Here is a 22,424-nt window from a genome sequence, read left to right as displayed (position 1 = left end):
TATTGATAAAAATTAAACCGTTTCAGTAACTTTTTTTAAGTTACTTGGATTATCTGGATTATATCCCAATGATAATGCTAAATCATTAACCATAAGATAGAACTTTTGTAATAAAACTATCGTTTCTAGTATTGGGTGAATTTTAACATCAATATGTAAATGCACTTTAGCTGTTGACTGGCAGCCAGTTGATGCAAGTACAGTTGCGACACCTAAATCAGTCATTCTGTTAACTATTTGATGAGTACCTTCAGCACTTTCATCATGTTGTAAGATTGTAAAAGTAGTAAAGGTTTTATTCATTAAAGCAAAAGGTCCATGTAGAACTTCAGCTGAACTAAATGCTTCAGCATGGATAGCACATGTTTCCTTAAACTTAAGTGCCATCTCTTGAACAATAGGGAAACCAAAGCCTCTTCCTATTACAAACATATTCTTACTGTTGTGTAATTCTGCTACAGCTGCTGACCAATCTGATTCTAGACTTTTTTCTAAAGCGACTGGTAATGCTTCTAAAGCATCAAGCAAAGCTTTATCTTGATTATACTCAGCTACTATACCAACTAATGCCACCAACGATGTAATAACACTTTTTGTAGCTGCAACTGCATTTTCTGCATCAGCTCTTACTGGTAAAACTAAATCTGCACTTTCTGCTAGAGGGGATTTTTCCACATTAACTATCGCTAGTGTAATACATCCTGCTTGCTTACAACCTTCTAAAGCTAAGCGTAAATCTGGGCTACCACCAGATTGTGAGATAGCTATAGCTAGTGTTTGGTCATCACCAATATTTTTACCATATATCGTCGTTATAGATGGTGGTAATGATGAAACACTAAAACCAAGCTGAGTTTCAAACAAATATTTTGCAAAATTTGCCACACAGTCTGAACTACCTCGAGCAATAGTGATAATTCTTTTGATATTTTTTTCTTTAAGTATTTTAACTATTGATTTAGTGATATCTTTGTTTAATTTTAGCTGATTAGCAACTTTGGCAAAACTACTACTTGCCTCTTGGTGCATAAGTGTTGTCATCTTTACTGTTAAATAAAAAGTTATGATTAAGTCATTATAAGCGTGATTTTTTTGTTTTTACAACAAAAAGTCACATCAATTTTTGAGTGGATATATCAATTTTTAATCAGTCCTAGTAGTTTTACTAATTATATATAGTATACCGATTTAGTAAATTATGTTAGAATTCACAGCTATCAATTTCTATTCTAAAGGGCTTGCGCATGGCAATTTTACTTATAGTTTCTTTTTTAATACTAATATACCTACATCTGAAAAAAATTAGCTTTAATTTCAGAACTATACTTGCTTTAATCATTGGTATCGTTATTGGTATTATCTATAATTCTACTAATTACTATAGTAATAGTTTTATACAAATTAGTAATATCTTAGGTGATGGTTATATTTCTTTACTTAAGATGCTGATTATCCCTATAGTTTTAACATCGATAACTCATTCAATAATTAACCTAAAAAACTATGAAGGGTCTTATGTTATAAGATTTGCGTATAAAACAATAGCTATACTTTTAATCCTAACAGGTATAAGTGCCGCAATAGGTGCTAGTGTTGCTATTATTATGCATTTAGGACACGGCATAGATATTGCATCTATTACAGGTAATGTTACTAAAGATATCAAGATTTCGAGTATATCTGAAACTATTCTAAGCTTCTTACCTAATAATATTTTCCATCAAATGGATAATAATAATGTAATGGCTGTGGTAATATTTGCGATACTTCTTGGTTTTTCTATGCTAATTGCGCATCGTGAAGATAGTAAACTAGCTGCTGCTTTTATTAGCTTTATTGACTCAGCATTTTTTGTGATAAAAAAATTAGCTAGAATGATTATTGCTATCACCCCGTATGGTGTACTTGGCTTGATGGTACAAATGAGTATTGAGCTTGATAAGAACAGTATTTCAACAGTCCTGTATTTTATCTTAACTTGTTATATTGCATTAGTAATTGTTCTGATAATGCACATTGCACTTTTAGTTTTATTTAGAACTAATATTGTTAGATTCTACAAAAGTATTTGGAAGGCTATGCTCATAGCTGCTACTTCTAGATCGAGTATGGGCACATTACCATTATCAATTGATAGTTTAAATAAATATGGTACAACTGGTAGTATTGCTACATTTGCACCAACTATGGGCACAACTCTAGGGATGAATGGCTGTGCGGGAGTATTTCCTGCAGTATTAGCAATCATGGCTATGAATGCTACTGGCGTTGATATTACTTTCTCAACAGTAGTGCTAATTTCGCTAATCTGTATGCTCGCTTCACTTGGTGTATCTGGAATACCTGGCACAGCATTTGTTGCTGCTGGTGTAGTTTTCTCTTACTTTAGCTTACCATGGCAGCTAATCGCTCTAATTATAGGCGTTGATGCTATTATAGATAGTTTTAGAACCCCACTTAACATTCATGGAAGTATGACTACAGCGATTATTGTTGATAAAACTACAAAAGCTTCTTAGAGTCTCTTTTAATGTATTTTCATTTGTAGTGTAGTGACAGATCATTGATCTGTCAAAATTTAGGGTGTTACAGAAGAAGACAGCACAATATGCTGTCACTACATACAATTTAAAAAATTCTCCTTCACGGTCACTGAGTACTTCAGCTCCCCTCAGCAACCACAAATAGAATAGTGAAGGGTTGCCATAAGGCGAATGGATTTTATAAAGATATAACTTTTGCATAAGATAAGTGATAAAATCAACAGTCTTATTTTTACTATTAAGTACCACAAAAAGTAAATCTAACTTTTTCTTCTTCATTCGGTTCTGCCATATATTTCTTAGTTAGACTATTAAATTCATAAGGTGTTTTAAGTGCAGCTATAAGATTATATAAATTACCAAGCTTAGCATCTTCGGCAAATTTAAGCGCTTTCTCTACTTGATGATTGCGAGGAATAATTACAGGATTAGTCTTCTTCATATTTGCAAAATTTATCCCACTATTAATTATATATTTACTTAGCCAATCTCCTAAACCATTACCCTTTAATGTTGCAAAGTTTTTATAAGTTAGATTGTAAAAGGTGTTAGTATAATCTAATTTATATTTGAACATCTCTATAAATAAACCTGAAATCATTTCATCATCGAATGCTTTATCAATACTAAGTCCTAGCTTAGCAAGGAACATTTTTTTCCATTTATTCTTATAAATTTCTGGATAGCTTTGTAATTTATCTTGAGCTAATTTGATAGCCTCCTCTTTATTTTTTGAAATTAGTTCTAGTAAGCTTTCTGCAAGCCGTGCAATATTCCAACCTGCTATTGATGCTTGATTTGCAAAAGCATATCTGCCTTCTCTATCAATAGAACTAAATACAGTATCTGGATCATAACTATCCATAAAGGCACATGGACCATAATCTATAGTTTCACCTGAGATAGTCATATTATCTGTATTCATAACACCATGAATAAAACCTACTCTTTCCCACTCGGTTATTAAGCTAGTTTGTTTATCAATTACATAATCAAGTAGGCTCAGAGCTTTATTTTCACCATAAGCTATATTATGTCTTTTAAGCGTATACTCTAAAAGCTCTTGGCTATATTCAGTACCTAAGGTTGCTGCATATTGAAAAGTTCCAACTCGGATATGACTACTAGCCACTCTAACAGCTATTGCTCCTTGTTGTAGCCTATTTCTTTGAATATTTTCGCCTGTGGTTACCACAGCTAAGATACGGCTAGTTGGTATACCTAAATTATACATTGCTTCACTGACTATATATTCTCTAAGCATCGGAGCTAAAGCTGCTTTGCCATCACCCCCTCTTGAGAACTTTGTTAAACCTGCACCTTTTAGATGAAAATCAGCTAGCTCTCCATTTGGTTTTTTATATTCACCTATTAATATAGCACGCCCATCACCTAGCATTGTGAAATTACCAAACTGATGACCAGCATAAGCCTGTGAGATTGGCTTTTCACTACTATAGCCTAAAAAAAGCTTTAATAATTGTTGCTCTGACTTCCCAACTAAATCTAAACCTAACTCAGCAGCTAAACAATCATTTAAAATAATTAGCTTTGCATTAGGATATTCGTATGTCTCTTGTTGTGTGTAAAATTGTTGTGGTAAGTGGCTATAAGTGTATTCAAAATCAATCATAACAATTATAAACTTTACTAAATTAGTATAATTTTAACAAAATATAGCTAATAACACAGCTTTTAGGTTAAAATAAATCATATAGCTAGCAGAAGGAGTAATATCATGGAATATCTCAAACTAGCAATAGTAGACTCTGAAAACTACAACAATTTTGCACATATATCTGCAGGTAATTTCGATAGAGTAATAGTTTTTACCAATAGCCAAGAACTAGAATCCAACTTTGACAAAACTGAAATCTACCATAATTTCGAGCTAGTGCCAATTATCTACGGTGAAGGTAATAAAGATAATATGGATGGCTATATTTGTACCAAAGTTGGCGAGTATGTTGAAAGATATCGTGATTTTCGTACTTACCTTAGCATTACGATATTTAGTAAAGATAGAATTTTTAAAGGAATAGCCTCATACTATACCCGCAAAGGATTTAATATAGCAACTACCGCGCCTACACAATGTGATACAGGTACTAGCAACACTGATCCGAAGATACGCATCAAAAAATTTCTCGCTTGTCATGAAAGTGTCGTCAACAAAACTTTCAAAAAACATTTTAATGAAAACAATAAAGATGCCTTTTATCGTCTTATTAGAAGGCATTTAAGTAAAGATATTTCTAAACAAATAACTGATATTTTTGTCGAAAATAATATTATATTTTTTTCGAATAAATCACGTAAAATAGGTGTTGACGAATCTAAATATAACCTTTTGTAATGTTGTTATAGATACTAGATATACGACTTTTATAATGCTAAAATATTGCAACTTTTTACTCATTAATTAATTTTTTAGAGTTAGTTATGGAATATAGAAAATACATTTGTATAGTTTGTGGCCTGATTTATGATGAAGCTGAAGGGTGGCCAGAAGATAGTATTGAGCCAGGTACTAGATGGGAAGATGTCCCAGAAGATTGGGAGTGTCCTGATTGCGGTGTTGGCAAAGATGAGTTTGAGCTGCTAGAAGAATAATTTTCTAGATGCTATCCCTATTTCAAAAAATATCTTTTAATAACAAAGATTTTATTGTAATGCGGGATGATCTAAATCATCCTATTTTCTCTGGCAATAAAGCTAGAAAACTTGCTTATCTTCTAAACAGCCCTGATAAATACTCACATATCCAAACTATTATATCTTTCGGTGGCAATCAATCTAACTTTATGTTGGCATTATCACAATTAGCTAAACTTAAAGGTTGGAATTTTCATTACTGGATAAAACCTCTACCTAAGTTTCTTAAGCAAAATAAAAGTGGTAATCTAAAGCTAGCTTTAGCAAACGGTATGCAACTATTTGAAGCCACAAAACCTCTGAATTTAGAAAATCTAAAAACAAATTATCAGATAGATAATAGTCTTTATTTTTTTGACCAAGGTGGTAGAAATGCCCATGCTGAAGAAGGCATAGCAGCATGTGCTCTAGAAATTGACAAGTATTGCCAAACTAACAGTATAGAAAATTATAGTGTTGTAATTGCCGCTGGCACAGGTACAACGGCACTATATCTTGAGAAATATCTAGCAAATAAAGTCTATACAATTCCATGTGTTGGTAGCTCAGAATATCTAAAAGAACAATTTGTTAGTATAGATGCTGAATTAGTCCATCCCAAGATCATCTTACCAAATTTTAAAAATAGCTTTGGTCAATTAGATAGCGCAAATTACCATATTTACTTACAGTTGCTTAGAGAAACAAAGATCGAATTTGATTTACTCTATGACCCGATAGCTTGGCGTACTTTATTAGCAAAATATCATCAACTACCAAAACCAATTATATATATCCATTGCGGCGGGGTTAGTGGTAATCAAACGATGTTAGCAAGATACCGAAGATTTATTAATTAGCCATATTGTGCAACTAAGGTTTTTTGTATTCGCCTTCTAAGCCCAAAAATATTAGTTTTAACTGAATTACATAAATTATAGCTAATATCTAATTTTTGCTTAGCTGAGCAGTTATGATAAAACAATTGTCTTTGAGAATTTTCTAGATCAGATAAAACTTTTCTCGTGCATAGGATATTTATTTTAAAAATTTAAAAATAATAGATTAGTTAAATTTAAATTTTAAATAAGTATTTATATATATACTTACTACCCCAATTGCATTCACTTTTACCTTCTTCAGTAAAACCATAATTTTTTAGAACTTTCATAGAAGCTGGATTTGTTGCAGTTGCATAAATCCCAATATATTGTGAACCATCAAATACTTCTTGAAACACTTCTCCCTGCTCATTTTCCCAAGAATGGTTAACTTTAGTTTTTAAAATATATGGAATATAATTTTCTAATCCCCATTGTAATATACGTGTTGCATTTTTTTGCCCCCAAATGGGATGTATCGAATTTTTAACTCTTTTTTGATCTTCTAATTCAAGAGTTTTATTTTCAAAAGCAATATCTAAATATTGGTTATTTTCTGTATCGTAAGCTGGGTGTGTAATCATAGCACATTCTAAAAACTTAGGCTCGGAAGAGCCACCTAATACAACAGTACCTACTTTAATCCATCTATCTTCTATTAATTGTTCTATCACATGTAAATATCTTGGATCTCCATTTTTAAACCTTGCGAGACTTCTGTCAAATTGTGCTTTAACTTGCTCAGCACTCCTTGTTTTACCATCTCTAAAATATTTACAAACAGATTCAGATGCATGTAAATCGTACCAAAAATCTCGATCTTCTTCCATTATTGGCCTTGTTTTCAAATTTTCTGATTTATACTCTAATCCAATATCTTTTTCTGAGTACATAGACACTGCAATGCAAAGGCTTAAAAAGTATACAAAAAATCCAATAAATAGGTTCCATGAACAAAAAAATTGAATAAAGCAGTTAAGTATATTTAAATAGTTTTGTGAAACAAAAAAACATACTTAACATATATGGAATATTACATATCAGAAACAAATTGGTCAACTATTTTAACTTTTCTAACAGCTCAAAAAGGATTGCATACAAAAGATGTAGTTAAGCTTAGAAGATTCATAGAAGCAGTATTTTTTATCCTAAAAACAGGAGCTCAGTGGAAATATCTTCACAAGGATTATGGTAATAGTAGAGCCATCCATAAGCGTTATAAATACTGGGCTGACAAAGGTATTTGGAATAATCTAATGACTTATGTTTCAGACATTGATTCACAACAGTTCATGATAGATTCACTATCTGTTAAAGCACATGCGTGTGCTAGTGGTTATGAGATAAATGGTAATGAAATCAATGCTTTGGGTAGAAGTGTGGGTGGCTTAACAACAAAGATTCATACTCTTACAGATGCTTTAGGAAATCCCGTTAGATTTATAATAACTGCTGGTAATGTCCATGATATTGTACCCTCACAACAACTCTTAGAAGGAATAACAAATGCTTATATTCTTGCTGATAAGGCATATTTCTCTGAAGAAAATATAAAATTCCTTGAGGAAAATAAAAATAAACCAGTCATTCCTGCTAGAGAAAACTATACCAAAGGCCATAATGTTGACTGGCATATTTATAAGGAAAGACATTTGATAGAGAACTTTTTCTCTAAAATTAAGCATTTTAGAAGGGTTTTCTCTAGGTTTGATAAGACTTGTTCTGCTTTCCTCGGCTTTATAGCATTAGCAAGCACCTTTATTTGGCTTAGATGATTTTTTTGTTCATGGAACCTAATTTACGCATAAAATAACTCCATAACTATAAATATTTTTTAATTATTTATTAAACTAAATGCTTAATTATAATTAAATATTTTACAGCAATATTTTATATTTTTTTAAATAATTATTAAGTCAAAAAATTTATTTAATTAATATTCATATTAAATGTTTATTATCAAAATTAAACAATAAATAATTTTAGATGGATGCTGTTTTATATATAGCAGTTTTTATACTAATCTTCAGCTTAATTTTTGCTATATGTGCTTAACATCTCATGACGACACTACCTAAGAATAGAAAACTAATTTCAAATTAAAGTTCTTAAGTTTTTAGGTACTTTTGCCTTCTATTAGTCTATAATTATCTGTGATTTTATAAAAATAGGTAATACTGAATGATTGAGAATTTAAGAAATATTGCAATTATTGCACACGTTGACCATGGTAAAACAACCCTAGTTGACAAATTATTACAACAATCTGGAACTCTCAAAAGTCGTGGTCCTGAAGTTGAAAGAGTTATGGACTCAAATGATATTGAGAAAGAAAGAGGAATTACAATCCTAGCTAAAAATACTGCTCTTAAATGGAATGACTATAGAATCAACATTGTAGATACTCCAGGCCATGCTGACTTTGGTGGCGAAGTTGAGCGTGTACTTTCAATGGTAGACTCTGTGTTACTACTAGTTGATGCCGTTGATGGACCGATGCCTCAAACTAGATTCGTAACAGAAAAAGCTTTCGCAAAAGGTCTAAAGCCTATAGTTGTAATCAACAAAATTGATAGAGATGGTGCACGCCCTGACTGGGTTGTCGACCAAGTTTTTGATTTATTTGATAGACTAGGTGCAACTGATGAGCAACTAGATTTCCCAGTTATCTATGCTTCTGCCATTAATGGTTGGGCAACTAATGATATCAATGAGAAAAAAGATGATATGACCGACCTTTTCAAAGCTATAGTTGAAAACGTTGAGCATCCTAATGTTAATGAGAACGGTCCATTCCAAATGCAAATATCTTCGCTAGATTACTCAAACTTCACTGGAACTATCGGTATTGGTCGTATCCAAAGGGGTAAAATCAAGACAAATACACCTGTAACAATCGTTAATGCTGCAGGTGAGAAAAGAAGTGGGCGTGTCTTACAAATATTAGGTTATCTTGGACTAGAGCGTAATGAGGTGCCAGAAGCTAGTGCTGGTGATATAGTTTGCGTAACAGGTATGGAAGGCCTAAAAATTTCTGATACATTATGTAATCCAGAGCATGTGGAAGCACTGCCTGCACTCTCTGTAGATGAACCAACTATCAGTATGACATTCCAAGTTAATAACTCGCCTTTTGCTGGCAAAGAAGGTAAATTTGTAACATCGCGACAAATCAAAGAAAGACTTGAAAAAGAACTAATCCATAATGTTGCTCTAAGAGTTGAGCAATTAGATGATCCTGATAAATTCAAAGTTTCTGGTCGTGGTGAATTACATTTATCAATCTTACTTGAGAATATGCGTCGTGAAGGCTTTGAAATTGCTGTATCGCGTCCGCAAGTAATTTTCAAAGATATCGACGGTGAAAAACACGAACCTTATGAACATGCTATTATAGATATTGATGAAGAGCATCAAGGCACTGTAATGGAGAAAATGGGCTTACGCCAAGGTGAGCTTAAAAATATGGAGCCAGATGGTAAAGGACGTGTCAAACTTGAATTTATAATTCCTTCACGTGGTTTGATAGGTTTCTACACAGAGTTTCTAACTATCACATCAGGCTCAGGTATCTTAAATAAAGTATTTGATCACTATGGGCCGATGAAAAAACAAACCCTTGAGACTCGTCAAAATGGTACTTTAGTCTCGATGGTATCTGGTAAGGCTTTGGCTTTTGCTCTATTTAATCTACAAGAGCGTGGCAGAATGTTTATTGGACATGGTACTGATGTTTATGAAGGTATGATTATTGGGATTCATAATAGAGACAATGATCTTGTTGTAAACCCTTGTAAAGGTAAGCAACTTACTAACATCCGTGCTTCTGGCAAAGATGAAGCTGTAACTTTAGTACCACCAATTAAGCTTACGCTTGAGTATGCTTTAGAATTTATCGAAGACGATGAGCTTGTTGAAATTACACCAAAGTCTATTAGATTAAGAAAAAAACACCTAACAGAATCTGATCGTAAAAAAGCATCTCGTGGTACGCTTTAATCTTCAATAATTAATTCTTTATAACTATTAAACTTCTTGCAAAATAATCAGATATTTCATGATTTTTAAAAATTTATCAATGTTTACAAGCTGTAAGAACTTAGCTTTAATCTGCTTGATAATGTATTATAAATTATAAACTATGGAGTTCCTAAAGTATACTAAGATAATGAATAACGAAAAAGCTGATTTTAGTTCTGTTGCAACACTATATCAAAAAGCCAGACCTAGTGTTCCTGTTGAGATTATAAAATTTTTAAAAGAAAAAATACCCTCTAATCAAAAAGCTTGGGACTGTGGTACTGGTAATGGTCAAACAGCAATCAAATTAACTGAGTTTATCAATGAAATCCATGCCACTGATATTAGCAGTGCACAACTAGCTAAAGCTTTCAAACATAATAATATTAAATACTTTAAAGCAGATGAAGCTAATAGTATGTTTGCCGATCAATGTGTTGATCTAATAACGGTTTCACAAGCTGCTCACTGGTTTGATATGACTAAATTTGAAAAAGAATGCTTACGCATACTTAAACCTAATGGCATTATAGCTATTTGGGCATACCACCATAATATCACTGTCAACGCTAAGGTTGAAATTATTTACCAAGAGCTTTATAAAACTATCCGACCATACTTCCCACAAGGCAGGGAACATATTGATAACTTTTACAAAGATATCAATATTAATCTAACCAAGTTAGATGCTCCGGAGTTTAAACAAACTAAACAAATGAATTTCGATAGTTTTATAGAATATCTCAAATCTTTTTCTGCTTATGCCGAATACCTCAAAAATCATAGCAAATGTCCTATAATTGAACTAGGATTTTATCATAAGTTTAAAGAATCATGGGGAGATACTACAAAAGTATATACTGTTATTTGGCCAATTATATTTAAATGTTATATCAAAAATTAGAAGCAAGAAAATATAAAGTTAATACCCAACAGCTAAAGCCCCAGCTCTACGTGGATCTGCTGCACCATAGACATATTGCCCATCAGACATTACTGATTCAGCTGCTCCCATCGCAGCATAAGGTACAACATTATTACCCATTTCTTTAAGTAGCTTTATTGTATCTACAGATATACCCTGCTCCACACCTAACTCATCTGGCCATAATTGACTATGAATACGGGGGTTATTAATAGCTGCTTGAAGATTCATATTAAAATCAATGATATTTAAAATCACTTGCAAAGTTGTTGTAATAATACGGCTGCCACCAGGTGAACCTGTAGCTAAGAAAGGATTACCATCTTTATCTAATACTATCGTTGGAGTCATTGAACTTAGCGGTCTTTTGTTTGGTGCAACTGTATTTGCTTCACCTTGAACTAAACCAAAGACATTTGCCACGCCAACTTTAGCCGCGAAATCATCCATTTCATTATTTAACAAAATTCCAGTACCTGGTACTACAATACCACTACCATATGAGTAATTTAGCGTATATGTATTTGAGACCATATTGCCACCTTTATCGACAATACTAAAATGTGTAGTTTGTAATTTCTCATGTTCTTCTGGATCTATACTACTAATATCTTCGCTAGGAATATGCTTGTCTGTAGTTATCTCTTGAGCAATTTGCTTAGCATATTTTTTTGATAAAAATTTAGCTAAGTCCATCTTAACAAAATCAGGATCACCTAAGTCGGCATTACGGTCATTATAAGCATAGCTCATCGCATTACTCATAAGATTAATAATCTTAGCACTGTTGTTACCATAATCAGCTAATGGGAAATTCTCTAAAATATTCAATAGCTCAATTAAGATTACTCCACCTGAACTTGGTGGTGGCATAGAGTATATTGTATAACCTCTATATGTACCTTTTAATGGTTGCTTCTCTTCAATATTATAATTTTTAAGATCCTCCAGTGTAATCAGCCCACCATTTTTAGCCATACTATCAGCTATCTTATGGGCTATTTTCCCCTCATAGAAAGCTTTTTTGCCTTGTTCTGCGATTAGCTTTAGACTATTAGCAAGTTCTGGCTGTTTTAAAATTTCTCCAACCTGATATGCTGAGCCATCTTTCTTATAAAAGATTTTCATCGCATCAGGAGACTTCTTTAACCATGGTTTCGCAGTTACTAGTGATTGATGAAGATCATAGCTTACAGGGATTCCCTCTTCGGCTAATTTAATAGCAGGTTCAATCACTTGTTGAAGTTTTAATTTACCAAATTTTTGTTGAACACTAATTAAACCTGCAACAGTTCCTGGTACACCAGAGGCACTATATGAGCCAGAAACTTTGCTATAGTCAACATCACCTTTTTGATTAAGAAACATATCACGAGAGGCTTTTGCTGGAGCTTTTTCTCGATAATTAATCGCAACAACTTTACGCTGTTTTTTTAGATAAATTAACATAAATCCACCACCACCAAGATTACCTGCTCTTGGTAGAGTAACAGCTAAGGCAAAACCAACAGCTACAGCAGCATCAACAGCATTACCGCCTTGTTTAAGAATTTCAAGACCTACTTTACTTGCCAGAGCTTCTTGAGAGGAAACCATACCATGCTTTTGCACAACTGGTTGAGCAATCTGCATTTCTTCTTGGATGGGGATAAAATCATAACCAGTTGGTAATGGTGCAGCAATTAAAGTTAAACTTGGAAAAAGTATTAACAATGATATTAAATTTACAAATAGTTTTTTCACTAATAACCTCAGTGTGATTTTTGAAAATAGTAAGCATAAGATAGCAAAAAACAACACATTAAAGAAACAAAAATAATTTTTTAAAGGTTTAAAGAAGCTGAGTTATCAGATTTGATTAAACACCAGCAACTTTGTTCACGCTTAAAAGACTACTTTTAAGAACAGCAGGAGCATCTGGTGATGCTTGAACAAAACTTTCTCCACTTGCTGCTACTTCTGATTTAATATTTTTATCACTAACCCCTAAAACACTTAATAGCGCTTGATTATTCTGTTGTGTTGACTCTAATGCTGGATCTTTTTGCTTAAGGACTTTTGCCATACCATAATCATAATTTTGTATATAAGCATTACGCAAAGCAGTATATGGATCAACAGAAACTTCTTCTAAATTTGAATATGCCGGTAAATATGAAACGCCTTGGTTTGTATAATATAAACCATAAACACTATAGTTAACTGCATACGCAGCAAATGTGCCCACTCCTGGAGCTAAAAATAAATATGTAAGTGGATTAAATAACGCATCAACACTATCACTAATTCCCTCTATAGTTCCAGGACCAAAAATTGGCCAGACTATATACGGTGATGCATAGCCCTTTTTATATACTCCCCATTTATGTAATGTCACAGCAAAATCTTGGTGATACCTCATTGGTAGATTAAACCAACTATTTGCAACATCAAAGAACCCTACAACTCCAAGTGTAGTATTAGCTAAGAAGCGCATACTATCATCACCTGCATAGCTCCATTCACCTTGAAATAGATCATTTACTACTCTACTAGGCTCAAACAAGTTCTGAAAAATATTAAATATCCCTATCTGAACTGCATCAGGAACAACAAAATTATAGGCTTTTGCAGCAGGTGTTAAAAAACTGTATAACTTATTATTCCAATAGAAAATTTTTCTATTATATTTCTCGTAAGGATCACGATCATTTATAGGTGTCTCCCATTTGATCGCGCAACTAGACAATACCATGCTAAAAGTTACTAACAACAAGCTTGTTTTTACTCTTAACTTCATAGTTTTATGATTTAGCTTAAAAAATTTTAGTATTATAGCCAATTATTGTGGTGTATAAATAAGCTTAGTAATAATTTTATAAAAACTTTACACCCTTCTTAAAGCCGCGAATCCAAAAACGCTCTAAAGATAAAGCTGCTAATAATTTATCGCAACATGGTGGTTTTTGATTAGTTATTTGTGCAGTTATAATCTTGGCTGCTAATAATGATGAACATAAACCTTTTGAACCAAAACCTGAAGATACATATAAACCTTGTTGATATTCAATCTTTGGTATTTTTACTTTTGGGTAGCCTTTTGATAAGGGCTTATAAAATTTTTGTTCAAACTTAGTATAATCAACTAGTTTACCAACTAATGGTAAATGATCTGATGTTACACATCTTGTAGCCACTCTTGAATCGACTATATTTATATTCGCTGTGCTGTTATCACTTAACATTTGTTTTATTTGCGTTATATTAAAGTCATTATCCTCTTCTCTGATATCTGCATTAGTATCACTATTATTACGAAAGGTTGCACCAATAACTTGTAAATTTTGCTTATAGTCTGGAATTATATAACCCTTATCCATAATAGTTTTTGTGATATCAAAACTTTTTTGGATAACTGTTAGTTGACCTTGTGATGGATATACTGGGATTTTTTGGAGTTGGGTTATTTGCTTAAATAGTTGGTATCCGCCTGCAAAAATTACAATATCAAAAACTTGGTTAAAATTATTAAATTCTAATTGCCAATTTCCTCTTTGGTTTGTGGTAATCGCAATTAGCTCAGTTTGTAAATTTAATTTCACATTGGCTAATTTAAGCCATAGCTGACAAATACTTTTAGGTACTAGCGCTAAAGCATTCGGATAATAAACAGCACTTTTTGAAGTAGTTGTATTTATAAGTTGAGAAACTTGTGTAGCTGATAGTAATTTAGCCACATTTGAATCTATATCTCTATTTGTAAAAATTTTTTGATATCTGTGTTGCTCTTTTGGATCACTTAGAAGTTGAATTACTCCTTGATTGCAAATTTCTATGTGATTTCTGTACTGATTTATAAAATCTCTTAATAAACTATAACCAAGAGTATGAAATTGGTCTGAAAAGTTATTATCAGAAGTTAAATATGGCGCTAATATACCGGCAAAATTACCTGATGTTTCATCAGCTACTTCACAACTCTTATCAATTATAGTTATATCAAAGCTACCTGATTTACTTAACTCATACGCCAATGAACATCCAGCAAGTCCAGCGCCGATAATAGCTATTTTTTTATTACTCATATTGATTCTCACAATTGTATTTATCTAAATGCCATTTTGCTGGATTATTTTGGATATATTCTCTAATCTTTATTAATGACTGTTTATTTCTAATAATGTGATCATAAAAAGATCTCTGCCATTGGAAGTTTTTAAATCCAAGATTGTTTTTGATATTCTTAGTACACACATTTTTATAAGATTTTATAATTTGAGATAAATTAATCTTTTTATTTGTAGTGACAGCACAGCGTGCTGTCATAGATTCTTTGTCCGTATTAGATAGTACAGAACAATGTTCTGTCCCTACATTAACAATATCATTTTCTATAATAAGTATTGCATGGATATGATTAGGCATAACCACAAACTCATCTAGGAACGCACTATCATAAAATTCAGGTATATTTCTTAGAGTTTCAAATGCTACCCTACCACAATCATTCAAAATCATCTGACCATTTGATGATACTTCTCCAAAATAACTTACTCTATTTTTAGTACAAATAGTCACATAATAGTAACCAGTTTGTGAATAATTAAAATTTTGTAAACGAATATTTTTACGTTGAGGAATTCTTTTAGGCTCCAAAAAGTCTAATACCTTCTTTTTTACGCTTTTGTTCAGCTCTTAGCATGCGTGCCTGCTTAGGATCTATAGTTAGATTTCTATAAATTTCTACTCTATCTCTATCTTTTAGCTGATAATCTAAATCTACTAGCTGACTATATATACCAACTTTCAAATTCTCGATATCCTCTAACTCTGGGTATTTATGTGATATTTTAGACAATTTGAGAGCTTGTCTAACAGTGATAGCTTTATCAACTTCAACAAAAAAAGACTGTTGCTCATTAGCTAAAGCGTAGATAACTTCTATTTTCACTATTTATAGACCTCTTCTGCACGTTTACAAAAAGCGCCTAACATTTTATCTGCTAAACCACGAAAAACTGGACCGAGCGCCATTTCAACAAATTTATTTTCAAAGGTGAATTCCATATCTAATGAGACTTTACATGAGTTTTCATCTATTGGCTCAAACTTCCAATCACCTGTTAAGCTTTTAAATGGTCCGTTCATTAAATTTAGATGAACATGTTCATTTTTGACCATTGTATTATGGGTCGCAAAATCAAGTTTGACAAATCCAGACTTTATTTTCAACGATGCTTTTGTCTCTGTTTCAGTCTGCTCAAAGATTTCAACGTCATAACACATTGGCAAAAATTTAGGGTAGCTTCTAATATCATTTACAAGCTCATACATTTGTGCAGCACTATAATTTACAATTGCAGATTTATTAACCTTATTCATTTATTTAATCTTTTGCGTTTTACTGATAATATATAGCCTTACATTGTATATCTTTTACAAAAAATAATAAAGTTATGAGTAAACATAAGGTTTCTCCAGCAACTATTGCTAAAAATAAAAAAGCCTTGCATGACTATACTATTTTAGAGAAATTTGAAGCTGGAATAGTTCTACAAGGCTGGGAAATAAAAAGTATTCGCGCTGGTAAAGTACAAATGGTTGATAGTCATGTGCATATTAAGCATGGTGAAGCGTGGCTTTTTAATTGTCTAATCACACCTTTGTTATCTGCCTCAACTCATGTGGTTGCAGATGCTGCAGCAACACGTAAGCTACTTCTTAATCGCCGCGAGATTGATAAAATCATGGGTAGAATTGAGCAAAAAGGTTTTACATGTGTACCTCTTGCTATGTATTGGAAAGGTCCACGAGTAAAAGTAGAAATAGCATTAGCTCAAGGTAAAAAAGTTCATGATAAGCGTCAAGCTCAAAAAGACAAAGATTGGGCACGTGAAAAAGACAGATTATTTAAAAAGGCCTATAAATAAATGACAAAGACTGAGAAAAAGCTACGCCATTATATCACCAAAGCTATTGCAGACTACAAGCTTCTTGATAAAGGTGATAAAGTTATGCTTTGCCTCTCTGGTGGTAAAGATTCCTTTGGGCTTCTAAAAGTCTTACATGGTTTAATTGAAGATAAAAATTACGATATTGATCTTCATGTATATACTCTAGATCAGTCTCAACCAGGTTGGGATGATAGCCAACTTAGAGAATATCTTGATAATTTAGGTGTAGCTTATGAAATCGAGACAAAAAACACTTATGGTGTAGTCATAGACAAAGTTTCAGAGGGTAAAACCTATTGTTCACTATGTTCTAGGCTTCGTCGTGGTAATATCTATAGATATGCAAAAGAGCATAAAATGGATAAAATAATTCTGGGACATCATCGTGATGATTTGATTGAGTCTCTACTAATGTCAATACTCTATCAAGGTCAAATTAAATCTATGCCACCTAAATTTATTACTCAAGATGGTGAAAATACTGTAATTCGCCCAATGGTATTAGTACAAGAACGCGACCTAATAGAATTTGCTAAAGAAGAGAATTTCCCAATAATTCCATGTAACCTATGTGGTTCACAAGAAAATCTCAAAAGAAAAAAAGTTAAAAAACTTATCCAAGATTTAGCGTTTGAAAACCCAAAAGTACCAAGTAATATTTTAAATTCTCTTTCAAATGTATTAACTAGTCATTTGATGGATAAGAGTTTGTTTGATATAGATGCTAATTAATAGCTACTCTTCCAACTCAATCCCTCTAGTTTCAGGCATTCTTGCAACAATCACTACAATCACTATTGAAGCTATAATAGCATACAATGCTGGTGCCATCTGACCAAAATATACAATCAAAATACTTGAAACTAATGGTACAGTTCCGCCTAATAGTGCATTACTAACATTATAGCCAGTTGCAACACCACTAAATCTAAGATGAGTCGGAAAGAGCTCATTAATAGCTACTACAAATGTTGCTGTAGCTGCCGATATAAGTAGCATTAATAATGACATTACTATGCAAGATAATATTGGTGAATTCATACTATTTATCACAAATAAACTTGGATAAATTAATATTCCAACTCCTATACAAGATGTCAGTAAGACTTTCTTACGCCCTACTTTGTCTGAAACCATGCCCCACAGAGGTGCTGTAGCAAAATAGCATATTGATGCAACCATAGTTACTAGCATTGCCACATTTGTCGAGTAATGTAATGAGCCTTCTAATAAAGATGGAATAAATGCCGAAACCATATAATAAACAATACCTAAATAACCAGCTAAAGCAAATACCACAAATATTTGATAAGGATACTCTCTAATAGCTGAAACTACTGGAGTATCTTCAAGAAGATTATCCTGTTTTGCTCTTAGATATTCTGGTGACTCATCTTGCCTAAACTGTAAAATAAGCACTAATATAGCCATTACTGTACCAATTACAAAACACAATCGCCAACCATAGCTATGCATTTGAGATGCTGATAAAAAGCTTGAAAATATAAATACTATTACTGTGCCTAAAAATACTCCAAAACCAGAGAAAAATGTCCCAAATGCTGTAATTAAACCACGCTTGTTATCTGGTGCTTGTTCACTTAATATTGCTAGCACACCATTATACTCACCACCAATTGAGAAGCCTTGTATCATCCGCGCAAATATTATTAGAAATACAGAAACTATACCAATTTGCTGATAATTTGGAGTAAGGGCAATAATCGCTGTTGAAATCGCCATTAAAGCCACTGTTATAATTAATACTTTTTTACGCCCTACTTTATCGCCTAGATTACCAAAAAATATTCCACCGATAGGACGCATAAGATAGCCCGCAGCAAACATTCCAAATGTTTTAATTGTTGCCACAGTCGAGTTACTATCAGGAAAAAAAGCCGCTGAAATAAAAACAGTCACATAGGCAAATAGCGCAAAATCAAAATACTCTACACTAGTAGCCAAACCAGCAAAGATTACATTTTTAGGAGATATATTCTTGTGCATTTTTTGATAGATTTTAGTTTAGTTTTCGATATATTATAGAATTAAAATTTAATTTGCAAAAAAGTAGCATGATTAATAATAAATAAGTAATGATTAAGCTAATCTTTTTCAAATTCATCAATAAACTTTTGTGCTGCAGCAATTCTCTCTTTGCATAACTGATAGCTTTTTGAAGCTTGCTCAAGCATAGGTGCTAACTCATCTAGTAATGCTGGATTATCTTGCTGCTCTTGTAGCTTCTCGTTTATCTCCGCTAATATTTCATAGTTTTTTGCGAATTTCTTACTTTGTGTTGCCATTATCTTTCACCTCTACTTGTACTTGGCCATCTACATAAACTATTTCTAAATTCAGGTATTGTTGTGCCTGCTTTTGGCTAGTAACATACTTACCATTTTGTGTTTTAGTTATACTAAACCCTCTTCTCAAAGTAGGCTCAATAGATACCGATAATATCTGTTTATATAAGTATTCACTTGCTTGGTTGTAATATTTTATAACATTTTTAGCAATATTTATTGAGTGATTATATGACTCCCCAAGATTATGCTGCGAGTTTTTTATAAGGTTTTGTGAACTAGAAGCTACTTTATCATATTGCATATCTATAGATTTACCATATAATTTTAACAAACCTCTAGCTATAGATTTAACAGCTTTGTAATTATGCTCAATATTTTGATTAGTTTGATATAAATAATGCTCAATTTTAGTTTTAAAATTATGATATAAACTATCTAGTTGAAGTTTATTTTGTCTTACTAAGCTACTAGTGATCTTAACTATAGCTGCATAATTATGCTGGGCATTTTTAGTATTAGTTATAATTGTATTTGCGATGAAATTTATGACTTTGGATGGTGTATCAAACCTTTTAGTGCATATCTCATCTAAAACTGTAGTATCACGCTCATGTCCTATGCCAACCATTACTGGTATTTTACTATTACAAATACTTTCAGCAACTGCAATATTGTTAAACCAATCAAGATCAGCTTGAGAACCACCACCGCGGGTAAGAACTATCGCATCATAGCTATCAGCTTTATGCTGTATTTTAGCAAAAGCTTCAGAGACACTTTTTGCACATTCTGCACCTTGCATTTTTGCTTCATAAATCTCAAATTGGCACAATCCCAAATTTTGAAGTTTATCAGCTTCTTCAAAAAAATCGCCCTTTCCTGCTGCTGTTTTGCTTGTAATCACAGCAACGCTTGTAAAATCATAAGGCATAGCTAGAGACTTATTTTTTTCTAGGATTCTTTTTTTAGCTAATTTTTCAAGAATTTCTATTTTGTGAGCTTGTCTATCACCAAGTGTAAAAGCTGGATCAATATCGACGATATTTAAGCTAAGTCCAAAACTGATATGATAGCTTACTGTAACTCTTAGTAAGACTTTCATATCTGAACTAAGTTTTTCTCCAGTTGCTAAACTAAACTTGTTATGAATATAATCAGCTTTATTTGCCCAACAATTACATCTGATTTTAGCAATAGGATATTTACTTATACCTTCATGCTCAATAAGCTCACCGTAATAGTGTTTACCAGATTTACGCCATTCGGACAATTCTGCAACTATCCAGAAACCTTCATAGCCAAAGCTCATTTCTATAGTGCTTTTTATAAGCTCAAGAAATTCACTTAATTTTAGTGATTGTTGCATTGTAGTATCTACTAAATATATTATCTAGTAATTTTCACATTCAATCAGTTAATATACAAGATTTATTAACTGGTTTAGATACTATACTAGTATAGTTATAAGCAATTATATTTAGAAATGATTCTTGAAAAAGCAATTTAAAAAAACTAAAGAGCTGATCTTAAAGCACCTCTAATTTTAAAACTACACTCTTGAACAGTTGTTTTTAATTTTTGGTAATTTTCTGGTGAGCAGTTATCTGGTTTTTTTGTTGGTAGACAAGTTATTATCTTCCCTTGGTGTTTCTGTTGTTGTAAACAATTAAGATCGCCACTAGTTAATTGCTGATCTGCTGCATATATTGAGCCTGACATAACTACTAATAATATAAATAAAGTTATTTTTTTCATGTTAAATACCTCATGTTATTTGTTAATATTTAAGTTACCAAAACTATATATTCTAAATATAGCATTATAAGTCAATAAGTCCACTTATCTATTTTTAATAGCCACCATCAAAAATAGACAACTCTTGTGTTTATCTAATTATTAATTAGATAAACTACCAATAAATATAAAAACCATATACTTAATTTTTAAGTTTATGTAATATATAAATATTATATATTTTATCTAAGGAAACTTAGTAATGTTTGATATATCTCTAAATGCCATACAAGAACTACAAAGAATTCGTCAACATATCCACCAATACCCAGAGCTTGGTTTTGATGTATACAATACAGCCGATTTTATCGCTAATGAGTTAGAAAAAATAGGCTTACAAGTCAAAAAAGGGATCGGTAATACAGGCTTAATAGCTGATTTAAAAGTCGCTGGTGCTAAGAGAACTATTGCTCTGCGGGCAGATATGGATGCTTTGCCAATTCACGAGCAAAATACTTGTACATACAAATCTAAAATTGCTGGCAAAGCACATATGTGTGGTCATGATGCTCACTGTGCTATGGTTATCGTAGCTGCTCAGCAATTTGTCGCAAATAAAGACAAACTTAATGTAAACATTAGATTTATATTTCAACCATCTGAAGAAGCTTTACCAGGTGGTGCTCCAGCGATGATTGCAGATGGTGCATTAGATGAAGTTAATGAAATATATGGCATCCATGTATTACCAGCAATTGATGAAGGTACTATGCAAATATCTACTCCTGTCGCTCTAGCTGGTGTAGATCAATTCCAAATAAACTTTCACGGTACAGGAGGACATGCTAGCACTCCCATGAAAGCTAATGATCCAATTATCATGGCTTGTCAATTTGTTAACCAAGTACAGACAATTGTATCTAGAAACGCTAATAGCTTTGACCCACTAGTTGTCTCTGTAACAGCTATAGAAGCTGGTTGTGCATTTAATGTAATCCCTGCACAGGCAAGCTTAAAAGGAGCTATTCGTTACCTAAGTTCCCAAGCCAAAGAAATTGCCAAAAAACGTCTACATGAAATCGCTAATGGTATAGCTGCTACATACCAAGCAAAAGTACAAGTCAATTATATCGATGGTTACCCAGAAACTAGAAATGACGCTATAGCTAGTGCTAGAGCAATCACTAGTGCAAAAAGGGCCTTAGGCAATAACAATGTTATCGAGTCTAACTATCCATGGATGGCCTCAGAAGACTTTTCTTATTTTGCCAAGAAAATACCTGCTTGTTATGCCTTTTTAGGAGTTAGAAATCAAACAAGAGGCTTCACAGCAATGGTACATGAACCTACTTTTGATTTAAGTAATGAGGCTATGCTAAATGGGGTTAAGTATTATGTTAGCCTTATCTCATCTTTTGAAAAAGAAAGCTAAAATAATTAGATTT

Annotated in this window: 23 protein-coding genes; 10 read left to right on the top strand and 13 right to left on the bottom strand. The window is 32.5% G+C overall.

From position 1 onward, the window contains the following. Positions 1 to 12: 12 nt before the first annotated feature. Positions 13 to 1,041, bottom strand: a complete 1,029-nt coding sequence (locus CGC45_RS03515; protein WP_071628982.1) for an SIS domain-containing protein — start codon at positions 1,039 to 1,041, stop codon at positions 13 to 15. A gap of 203 nt (positions 1,042 to 1,244) precedes the next feature. Here CGC45_RS03515 and CGC45_RS03510 point away from each other — a divergent pair, with 203 nt between their 5' ends. Continuing rightward, complete coding sequence (locus tag CGC45_RS03510) at positions 1,245 to 2,519, top strand: dicarboxylate/amino acid:cation symporter (RefSeq protein ID WP_071628981.1); 1,275 nt, start codon at positions 1,245 to 1,247, stop codon at positions 2,517 to 2,519. A gap of 262 nt (positions 2,520 to 2,781) precedes the next feature. On the opposite strand, the gene CGC45_RS03505 is transcribed toward CGC45_RS03510, so the two are convergent. Further along, entirely contained in the window at positions 2,782 to 4,176 is a 1,395-nt protein-coding gene (locus CGC45_RS03505) for a protein adenylyltransferase SelO (RefSeq protein WP_071628980.1), read from the bottom strand. A gap of 105 nt (positions 4,177 to 4,281) precedes the next feature. Here CGC45_RS03505 and CGC45_RS03500 point away from each other — a divergent pair, with 105 nt between their 5' ends. The 3 genes from CGC45_RS03500 (at position 4,282) to CGC45_RS03490 (ending at position 6,037) form a co-directional block, all read left to right on the top strand. Beyond that, complete coding sequence (locus tag CGC45_RS03500) at positions 4,282 to 4,899, top strand: hypothetical protein (protein ID WP_071628979.1); 618 nt, start codon at positions 4,282 to 4,284, stop codon at positions 4,897 to 4,899. A gap of 86 nt (positions 4,900 to 4,985) precedes the next feature. Further along, complete coding sequence (locus CGC45_RS03495; RefSeq protein WP_071628978.1) at positions 4,986 to 5,156, top strand: rubredoxin; 171 nt, start codon at positions 4,986 to 4,988, stop codon at positions 5,154 to 5,156. An 8-nt stretch (positions 5,157 to 5,164) separates the two neighbouring features. Next, complete coding sequence (locus CGC45_RS03490; protein WP_071628977.1) at positions 5,165 to 6,037, top strand: 1-aminocyclopropane-1-carboxylate deaminase; 873 nt, start codon at positions 5,165 to 5,167, stop codon at positions 6,035 to 6,037. Positions 6,038 to 6,252: 215 nt separating this feature from the next. Here the strand turns inward: CGC45_RS03490 and CGC45_RS03485 are convergent, their stop codons facing one another. Then, positions 6,253 to 6,951 (bottom strand): GNAT family N-acetyltransferase, encoded by a 699-nt coding sequence (locus tag CGC45_RS03485; protein ID WP_071628976.1) that lies wholly within the window; start codon positions 6,949 to 6,951, stop codon positions 6,253 to 6,255. A 132-nt stretch (positions 6,952 to 7,083) separates the two neighbouring features. On the opposite strand from CGC45_RS03485, the gene CGC45_RS03480 reads away from it, so the two are divergent. From CGC45_RS03480 to CGC45_RS03470, 3 genes are all read left to right on the top strand, one after another. Then, on the top strand, positions 7,084 to 7,833 hold the full coding sequence (locus CGC45_RS03480; protein WP_071628410.1) for an IS5 family transposase: 750 nt from the start codon (positions 7,084 to 7,086) through the stop codon (positions 7,831 to 7,833). Between the two features lie 406 nt (positions 7,834 to 8,239). After that, positions 8,240 to 10,057 carry a translational GTPase TypA gene (gene typA, locus CGC45_RS03475; protein WP_071628975.1) on the top strand — a complete coding sequence of 606 codons (1,818 nt, stop codon included), beginning with the start codon at positions 8,240 to 8,242 and terminating at the stop codon, positions 10,055 to 10,057. A gap of 169 nt (positions 10,058 to 10,226) precedes the next feature. Then, entirely contained in the window at positions 10,227 to 10,982 is a 756-nt protein-coding gene (locus CGC45_RS03470; RefSeq protein WP_071628974.1) for a class I SAM-dependent methyltransferase, read from the top strand. Between the two features lie 18 nt (positions 10,983 to 11,000). Here the strand turns inward: CGC45_RS03470 and ggt are convergent, their stop codons facing one another. The 6 genes from ggt to CGC45_RS03440 form a co-directional block, all read right to left on the bottom strand. Beyond that, the gene (ggt, locus tag CGC45_RS03465; RefSeq protein ID WP_071628973.1) at positions 11,001 to 12,746 is read right to left on the bottom strand and encodes a gamma-glutamyltransferase; all 1,746 of its coding nucleotides are present in this window, start codon (positions 12,744 to 12,746) and stop codon (positions 11,001 to 11,003) included. Between the two features lie 115 nt (positions 12,747 to 12,861). After that, the gene (locus CGC45_RS03460) at positions 12,862 to 13,782 is read right to left on the bottom strand and encodes an MlaA family lipoprotein (protein ID WP_071628972.1); all 921 of its coding nucleotides are present in this window, start codon (positions 13,780 to 13,782) and stop codon (positions 12,862 to 12,864) included. Between the two features lie 76 nt (positions 13,783 to 13,858). Continuing rightward, positions 13,859 to 15,067: an FAD-dependent 5-carboxymethylaminomethyl-2-thiouridine(34) oxidoreductase MnmC1 gene (mnmC1, locus tag CGC45_RS03455; RefSeq protein ID WP_071628971.1), complete on the bottom strand. Its 1,209-nt coding sequence runs from the start codon at positions 15,065 to 15,067 to the stop codon at positions 13,859 to 13,861. Continuing rightward, complete coding sequence (locus CGC45_RS03450; RefSeq protein WP_071628970.1) at positions 15,060 to 15,638, bottom strand: transposase; 579 nt, start codon at positions 15,636 to 15,638, stop codon at positions 15,060 to 15,062. The genes mnmC1 and CGC45_RS03450 overlap by 8 nt, the downstream gene beginning before the upstream one ends. After that, complete coding sequence (locus CGC45_RS03445) at positions 15,628 to 15,933, bottom strand: RnfH family protein (RefSeq protein WP_071628969.1); 306 nt, start codon at positions 15,931 to 15,933, stop codon at positions 15,628 to 15,630. The genes CGC45_RS03450 and CGC45_RS03445 overlap by 11 nt, the downstream gene beginning before the upstream one ends. After that, a complete protein-coding gene (locus tag CGC45_RS03440; protein WP_071628968.1) occupies positions 15,933 to 16,364 on the bottom strand; it encodes a type II toxin-antitoxin system RatA family toxin in 432 nt (143 codons plus the stop codon). Before CGC45_RS03440 ends, CGC45_RS03445 begins: the two co-directional genes overlap by 1 nt. A 74-nt stretch (positions 16,365 to 16,438) precedes the next feature. On the opposite strand from CGC45_RS03440, the gene smpB reads away from it, so the two are divergent. Further along, complete coding sequence (smpB, locus tag CGC45_RS03435) at positions 16,439 to 16,912, top strand: SsrA-binding protein SmpB (RefSeq protein ID WP_071628967.1); 474 nt, start codon at positions 16,439 to 16,441, stop codon at positions 16,910 to 16,912. Further along, the gene (gene ttcA / locus CGC45_RS03430; protein ID WP_071628966.1) at positions 16,913 to 17,668 is read left to right on the top strand and encodes a tRNA 2-thiocytidine(32) synthetase TtcA; all 756 of its coding nucleotides are present in this window, start codon (positions 16,913 to 16,915) and stop codon (positions 17,666 to 17,668) included. A gap of 3 nt (positions 17,669 to 17,671) precedes the next feature. Here the strand turns inward: ttcA and CGC45_RS03425 are convergent, their stop codons facing one another. The 4 genes from CGC45_RS03425 to CGC45_RS03410 form a co-directional block, all read right to left on the bottom strand. Continuing rightward, positions 17,672 to 18,943: an MFS transporter gene (locus tag CGC45_RS03425; protein ID WP_071628965.1), complete on the bottom strand. Its 1,272-nt coding sequence runs from the start codon at positions 18,941 to 18,943 to the stop codon at positions 17,672 to 17,674. Between the two features lie 98 nt (positions 18,944 to 19,041). Beyond that, positions 19,042 to 19,242 carry an exodeoxyribonuclease VII small subunit gene (gene xseB / locus CGC45_RS03420; protein WP_066047264.1) on the bottom strand — a complete coding sequence of 67 codons (201 nt, stop codon included), beginning with the start codon at positions 19,240 to 19,242 and terminating at the stop codon, positions 19,042 to 19,044. Further along, on the bottom strand, positions 19,226 to 20,611 hold the full coding sequence (xseA, locus tag CGC45_RS03415) for an exodeoxyribonuclease VII large subunit (RefSeq protein WP_071628964.1): 1,386 nt from the start codon (positions 20,609 to 20,611) through the stop codon (positions 19,226 to 19,228). Before xseA ends, xseB begins: the two co-directional genes overlap by 17 nt. A 146-nt stretch (positions 20,612 to 20,757) precedes the next feature. Continuing rightward, complete coding sequence (locus CGC45_RS03410; RefSeq protein WP_071628963.1) at positions 20,758 to 21,000, bottom strand: hypothetical protein; 243 nt, start codon at positions 20,998 to 21,000, stop codon at positions 20,758 to 20,760. Between the two features lie 241 nt (positions 21,001 to 21,241). Between CGC45_RS03410 and CGC45_RS03405 the strand changes: the two genes are divergently transcribed. Further along, the gene (locus CGC45_RS03405) at positions 21,242 to 22,411 is read left to right on the top strand and encodes a M20 metallopeptidase family protein (RefSeq protein WP_071628962.1); all 1,170 of its coding nucleotides are present in this window, start codon (positions 21,242 to 21,244) and stop codon (positions 22,409 to 22,411) included. Positions 22,412 to 22,424: the final 13 nt, after the last annotated feature.

It is taken from the genome of Francisella opportunistica (assembly GCF_003347135.1).
Classification (GTDB): domain Bacteria; phylum Pseudomonadota; class Gammaproteobacteria; order Francisellales; family Francisellaceae; genus Francisella; species Francisella opportunistica.
The sequence above is the reverse complement of the archived record's forward strand: the minus strand, read 5'-3'. Positions and strand labels throughout refer to the sequence as shown.